This is a genomic window from Gammaproteobacteria bacterium (genome assembly GCA_013816845.1).
In the GTDB taxonomy this organism is placed as follows: domain Bacteria; phylum Pseudomonadota; class Gammaproteobacteria; order DSM-16500; family DSM-16500; genus Aquicella.
In genome coordinates, this window is sequence record JACDDU010000005.1 from 262,019 (window position 1) to 269,943 (window position 7,925).

Below are 7,925 nucleotides of genomic sequence, written 5' to 3' on the forward strand. Positions count from 1 at the left end.
TTAATTATTACTTTTAAGTTAGTACTTTTAATTATTACTTTTAAGTTAGTACTTTTAATTATTACTTTTAAGCATTGACCGCTTAAATTTAGTCACTCTTTTTTTTGTACCCGCTTATCCCTCCGCCATCCCTTTTTAAGCCATTGATTTAATTGAAGTTTTAAAATAAATTTCTTCTGATTAAAACCTACCATAATTAGTGGGACTATTTTAAATACGAGCTTGCTACCTAATTATGATCAGTAACATCAGCCCTACCAAAAGTAACTTGGAAGTTTTTTCAAAGCTCTCATCCACGAGAACTTTGAAAAGGCTTTTTATTCGCCTCATTATTGCCTCCTTTATATTGCTACCTTCTACTGCTGCTTTTGCTATTCCTCAAGGTGGTGCTGTTGCGGCCGGTAATGTAACAATTTCTTCACCCAATGCTAACACCATGCAAATTAACCAAACGACTGATAAAGCAATCATTAATTGGCAATCTTATAATATCGGTGCGCAACAACACGTCAATTATCAACAACCTAATTCTTCATCTATTTCACTGAACCGAATTAACCCTACCAATGGAGCATCACAAATTTATGGACAACTCACGGCAAACGGCCAAGTCTGGTTGATCAATCCTGCTGGTATTTATTTTGGACCAACAGCTTACGTCAACGTCGGTGGATTGTTAGCAACAACTGCCAATATTAGCGATCATGATTTTTTATCAGGAAATTACGTTTTCAAACAATCACCTCAATGGAATGGTGCTGTCATTAATGATGGTGTTATTAAAACGACTCAAGCCGGTCTCGTTGCTTTAGTCGGATCGGGTGTGGTTAACAATGGCCACATCGAAGCAAATTTAGGTACCGTTGTTTTAGCATCAGGCAGTGAATTCACGCTTAACTTTTCTGGTAATGATTTGATTAGTTTCACAGTCGATAAAGAATTACTTCGTTCAGCCCAGGATCAAAATGGCCAGCCGATTAAAGATGGCGTACGCAACACCGGAAAGATTAGTGCTAATGGCGGTAAAGTTTTAGTAACAGCCCGCGCAGCTTCCCATGTTTTAGATCATGTCATCAATATGGAAGGTGTTGTTGAAGCAAAATCAGTTGGCATGAAGAATGGTGAAATTGTTTTATTAGGTGAAGGCCAAGGCATTGTTAAAGTTTCAGGAAAAATGATTGCATCAGGTCGACGATCGGGTGAGAAAGGTGGACGTGTCCGCATCCTTGGTAACAAAGTAGCTTTAACTGAACACGCAGAAATTGATGTCACTGGTGATATCGGTGGTGGCGAAGTGCTTATCGGTGGCGACTATCAAGGTAAGAATGTCAATATAAAGAATGCAGAAAGAACTTTTGTTGGTAGTGATGCAACTGTTTTTGCTGATGCCTTAACGAATGGTGATGGCGGTAAAGTTATCGTTTGGGCAGATGGAGATACGAGTTATTTCGGCACCATTTTAGCCCGCGGTGGTATAGAACAAGGTCATGGTGGTTTCATTGAAGTTTCTGGTAAAAATGGATTAGATTTTAATGGTTACGTTGATACCCGTTCAACGAACGGCAAAATCGGAACCCTCTTACTTGATCCTAAGTTTTTAATTGTCGCAACGACGAGCGGTAGTGCATACAATAATGGCGTAAATAATTTATTTGCAAATAATACAAGTGGAACCAACATCATCACACCCGCTAGTATTGTTGCAGCAGCAACAAATATTGTTCTTCAAGCCAATAGCGATATTATCTTTACTAACACTCTTGCAATGACAACGGTTGGTGCAACACTTACCGTACAAGCTGGTCGTAGTATTTTAGTGAATGCAAATATTTCAACTAATAATGCTGCAATCTCGATGACTGCTAATAGTGCTTCCGCTAATTCCGCTGACCGATCAACCACTAACACAGGCAATCCAAGCGGTGATTTTGAATCAGTACTTGGAAACATTACCATGGCTGCCGGTACCTCGATTAACTCAGGTACAGGTAGCCTCACTTTGACAATCGATCCAACAAGTTCCGGCAATTTTACGCCAGGTAACTTAACACTCATTGGATTGACAGGTGGTGCTATTTCACTTTCAACACCTAATGCAATCACGGCTGGTGCAATTGCACAGAGTTCTTCTTTAACAGTTGATGTTGGCACAACAAGTGTATTGTCGGGTGTAATTAGTGGTGCTGGTAATTTCGTTAAAAATGGCGTGGGCAGATTAGTTTTAGCTGCAGGAAATACTTACACAGGAACAAGCACGCTCAACAACGGTATTGTAAGCATCTCATTAGACAATGGTTTAGGTCTTAATCCCGGCGTTGCGACACCTGGCAAATTAGTTTTTAATGGTGGTACTTTACAAACAACTGCAACCTTTACCTTAACGACCAATCGCGGTATCACACTCAATGCAGGCGGCGGAACATTTTCACCGGATGCAGGTTTCACTTTAACTTATGGTGGTGTTGCAACAGGTATTGGTAATTTCATCAAATCAGGGTCCGGCAATTTATCACTGGGTGGTGTGAGTACTTATACGGGTGGAACCATTATTAATGCCGGTACCCTCCTCCTCACTGCTAGCAACCGTCTTCCAACCTTAACTGCCTTAACTATTAATAGCCCAGGTATATTCAATACAAATAACAATACACAAACGATCGGCAGTCTTGCTGGTAATGGTACGTTGCAAAATACTGGTGGTGGCGGTGCTGAAGTTTTAACAGTGGGTGGGAATAATACTTCCACCATTTTTTCCGGTTTAATTGGAACGGGTGGGACGAGATTAGCATTAACTAAAACAGGTAGTGGAAGCTTAACCTTATCGGGTGCAAATACTTATACGGGTGCAACCATTGTCAGTGCAGGTACCCTTGTTGCTGCGCACGCAACTGCATTAGGTACAGTGGGTACCGGAACAACGATCAGTAGCGGCGCCACACTTGATATTAGTAATGCCCTTATTGGGAATGAAGCACTTACATTAGGGGTAGGTGGTGCTGCTACCTTAACGGGTTCTGGATCCGCCTCTCTTTCAGGTCCAATTGCATTATCAACAACAAGTACGATTGGTGGTACAGGAAACTTATCTTTAAGCGGCATCATCAGCGGTTCTGGTTTGGGATTTATTAAAACAGGAACCGGCACCCTAACCTTGTCTGGTGTTAATAGTTATACGGGCACAACCACAATTAACAATGGCATAGTCAGCATTATGAATGCGAGCGGTCTTGGCACAACAGCCGGTGCAACCCTTGTAAATTCAGGCGGTACGCTCGACTTTAATGCTGTCGCAATTGGTGCAGAAATTTTAACCTTAAATGGTAGTGGCTTTGGGGGCATCGGGGCTTTAACCGGCACAGGAACATCCTCCTTAGTAGGTGGAATAACATTAGGTAGCAATGCAACGATCGGTGGAACGGGCGGTTTATCATTAACAGGAATCATCACTGACGGCGCTTCTTCTTTTAACTTAACCAAGGAAGGGACTGGGACACTCAATTTATCCGGCATCAATACTTATGATGGCTCAACTACCTTAAATAATGGCGTTTTACAAATTAATGCCGATTCACGATTAGGTAATGTTCCTGGTGTCGCAACACCGGGTGATCTCATCTTTAATGGTGGTACTTTAGCGGCAACAGGCACATTTACCTTAAATTCAAATCGCGGCATCTTATTAAATTCTAGTGGCGGCACCGTTCAGGTTAATCCAGGTTTTACCCTAACTTATAATGGTATAGGCGCAGGAACAGGCGCGTTAACCAAGACAGGTTCAGGAACGTTATTAATTGGAGGATTAAATACTTATTCTGGCGCCACCAATATTAATGAAGGTAGCGTGCAACTCGGTGTTACTAATGCGATTGGCGCCAGCAGCAGCGTTATTTTAGCAAATGTGGGCAGTGCAAATTTAAATCTGAATAATTTTTCCGACACCATTGGATCGCTTGCTGGTGGCGGAACAACCGGGGGTAATGTTCTATTAGGTTCCGGACGATTAACCTTAGGTGGTGATAATACTAGTACAATTTACAGTGGTGTGATTAGTGGCACCAACGGTATTACTAAAACAGGAACGGGCACCTTTACATTAGCCCATGTTGCTAGCACTTATACAGGTCAAACCATTATTAATAATGGTACTTTAGTTGCAACTAAAGTAGCTTTAGGCGGCGTTAATAGTTCGATCGGGGCAGCTATTTCAACCCTTCCTATTTTAGTTGGAAGTGCAACCTCTGCAACTCTTGCTTATTCGGGTGGAACGGATACAACCAACAGACAAATCTCAATCAATGGTGCAGGCGGCGGGACCATTCAAACAACTGCACTCGGCACGCTCACTTTATCTGGTTCAATCAACAACAACGGTAATCCACTTAATTTTCAAACAAATTCAGGCGATATCAATGTATCCGGGGCAGTTAGCGGCAGCGGTGCGTTAACTAAATTCGGCATTGGAACTTTATTCTTATCAGGAACAACAAATACTTACTCAGGTGCGACCACCGTAACAGGCGGCGTGCTTAGCCTTAACCATATCAATGCATTAGGCAACACTTCCGGTACCACTGTTGCTTCGAGCGCCGCTGTATTAGATATTAACTTTAGTAATGCTACCTTAGCGAATACCAATACCATTACATTAAATGGAACGGGTGCGGGTGCGAATGGCGCATTAACGTTCTCTGGCACTAACATCACCATTAATAATCCAATTTCATTAGCCGGCACCATTCAAGTATTGATTGGTGGCAATGGCACGGGCACCATGACATTAAATGGTTTAATAAGTGGTGCTCGAAATCTCTTTATTAACTTACCTAATGCGGGCATTTCTTTACCTGCTATTAATTTAACAAGTAATAATTTATCAGTCATCAGTAATGGTGCCATTACACAAACCGGTATACTCACCATTCCTGGAACAGCAAGCTTTTCTTCAGGCAGCAACCCAATCACTTTACTGCAAAATAATATGCTTTCAGGGGCTGTAAGTCTTACTAATAACGGCGCCAATGATGCAAGTCTCAATAACAATACGAATTTAACACTTGGAACATCCACAGTAGGCCGTAAATTAACTGCAATTACATCAGGCGCTTTAACGTTAAATGGTTCACTCACAGCTGGGGGAACGGGTGATAGCATTATTCTTTCCGCAGCAAGCTTTAATAACTCGGGTGCATTTTCGCTCAATACAGGTGCTGGACGATTCTTAGTTTGGTCAAGTAATGCAAGTCCATTTAGTGGTGGCACGCCAGATAATCGTGGGGGTATTGCCTATAGCTTTAAGCAATATAATGCTTCTTATGGTGCTACGACCGTTTTAGGTTCAGGTAACGGTTTTCTCTACACTCTCGCGCCTTCCATCACACCCTCTTTAACCGGTATTATTTCTAAAACCTATGACGCTACAACCACTGCAAATATGGTTGGACATTACGCTTCATCAGGAAGCGTTGATAGTGATGTTGTTACGCTTAATAATCCTGCAATTGGCGCTTACAACAATAAAAATGTAGGCACTAGCAAAAATGTTGCTGTAAGCGGCATTGCGATTACTAGTGCTACCAATGGTGCTGCAACTGTATATGGTTATCAACTTTCTTCATCCACTGCAAATGCTAACATTGGGACAATTACACCCGCATCGTTGACGATTTCTTCTAATGCTGGCCAAGCTAAAATTTATGGAACGAATGACCCAGCTGGTGCTTCTAGTGCATACAGCGTGACTTCAGGTGTCTTATATGGTTCAGACGCGCTGACTGGTAGTTTAGGACGAGTCAGTGGTGAATCCGTTGGCAATTATAATTTTACTCAAAATACAGTTGGTGTAAGTGATGGAAATAGTGGCAATAATTACGCTTTAACTTTCAATGGTTCAACTAATCCATTTCAAATTAATAAAGCAAATTTAACGGCTACTATTGCTAATCAAAACAAAGTATATGGCGCTAACGATCCAACCCTTTCCGGTATTGGTGTAACGTTAAATGGTGTGGTTAATAATAGCGTTACTGATATCAACGGTATTATTACTGTTATTAATGACAATGGTAATGTTGCAACATCACTTGCTTCCTTGACTCGTGCTGCGGGGGAAACGGTAAGCGGCAGCCCCTATGGAATTACTGGTGCTACTTTCAATACCTTAAGTGGTAGTGCCGCTAGCAACTACAATGCTCCTAACTTAGTGGGCGCTTCAACATTAACGATTAGCAGAGCAAACTTAACGGGTTCAATTGCCAATCAAAGCAAAGTATATGGCGCAAACGACCCAACCCTCTCCGGTATTGGTGTTACTTTAAATGGGTTAATCAATAGAACCGTAACCACGTGGAATGGTAGCATTGCCTTAAATGATTCAAGTTCAGTTGCAACATCCCTCGTCTCCCTAACACGCGCTGCCGGTGAAGCGGTTAGTGGCAGCCCCTATTCTATTACCACTGCAACATTCAATGCTTTAACAGGCAGCGCAGCTGGCAATTATAATGCACCCATCCTATCCGCTGGCTCAACATTAACCGTAACCCCAGCAAGCTTAACGGGTTCCATTGCTAATCAAAAAAAAGTATATGGTGCTAACGATCCAACCCTTTCTGGTATTGGTGTAACTTTAACTGGCTTAATTAATCGCAGTGTTTCAACTTGGAACGGTAGTGTAGTAGTTAACGACAGCAGCAATGTTGCAACATCACTTTCTTCTCTAACCCGCACTGCAGGTGAAGTAGTAAGCGGCAGCCCATATGCAATTACTACAGCTTCTTTCAACGCTTTAACGGGCAGTGCTGCTGGCAATTACGGCGCACCAAGCTTCATCGGTAGTCCAACATTAACTGTTACAAGAACAAATCTAACCGGTTCCATTGCTAATCAAACAAAAGTATATGGTGCTAACGATCCAACCCTTTCCGGTATCGGTATAACCTTAAATGGCTTGATTAACCGAACGGTAACCACTTGGAATGGGGCTGTTTCTGTTAACGACAGTAGCAATGTTGCAACAACTCTTGCTTCTTTAACGCGCAACGCCGGTGAAGTTCTAAGTGGCAGTCCTTATGCAATTACTGCAGCTTCTTTCAACGCTTTAACGGGCAGTGCAGCTAGCAACTATAACGCACCAAGCTTCATCGGTAGCCCAACATTAACTGTAACCCCAGCAAGCCTCACGGGTTCCATTGCCAATCAAACAAAAGTATATGGTGCTAACGATCCAACACTTTCGGGTATTGGTGTTACTTTAAATGGTTTAATTAACCGAACAGTAACCACTTGGAATGGCAGTGTTGCTCTAAATGATTCAAGTGCAGTTGCAACATCACTTACTACTCTAACTCGTGTTGCCGGTGAAGTAGTAAGTGGCAGTCCTTATGCAATTACTGCAGCTTCTTTCAATGCTTTAACAGGCAGTGCTGCTAGCAACTATAACGCACCAAGCTTCATCGGTAGCCCAACATTAACTGTAACCCCAGCAAGCTTAACGGGTTCCATTGCCAATCAAACAAAAGTATACGGTGCTAACGATCCAACCCTTTCCGGTATTGGTGTAACACTAAATGGTTTAATTAATCGCAGTGTTTCAACTTGGAACGGTAGTGTAGTAGTTAACGACAGCAGCAATGTTGCAACATCACTCGCTACTCTAAATCGTGTTGCCGGTGAAGTTGTAAGCGGCAGTCCATATTCCATCACCAGTGCAACTTTCAATACCTTAAGTGGTAGTGCAGCTGGCAATTACAGTGCCCCAACTTTCACAGGCAGTCCAACATTAACTGTAACCCCAGCAAGCTTAACGGGTTCCATTGCTAATCAAACAAAAGTATACGGTGCTAATGATCCAACACTTTCGGGTATCGGTGTTACTTTAAATGGATTAATTAACCGAACAGTAACCACTTGGAACGGCAGTGTAGTACTTG

General features: G+C 42.3%; 1 protein-coding gene. It reads left to right on the forward strand.

Annotated elements, in window-relative coordinates:
• Positions 1-304 precede the first annotated feature (304 nt).
• The coding region (locus H0W64_10900; protein MBA3662230.1) for an autotransporter-associated beta strand repeat-containing protein at positions 305-7,925 on the forward strand (7,621 nt) is incomplete at its 3' end.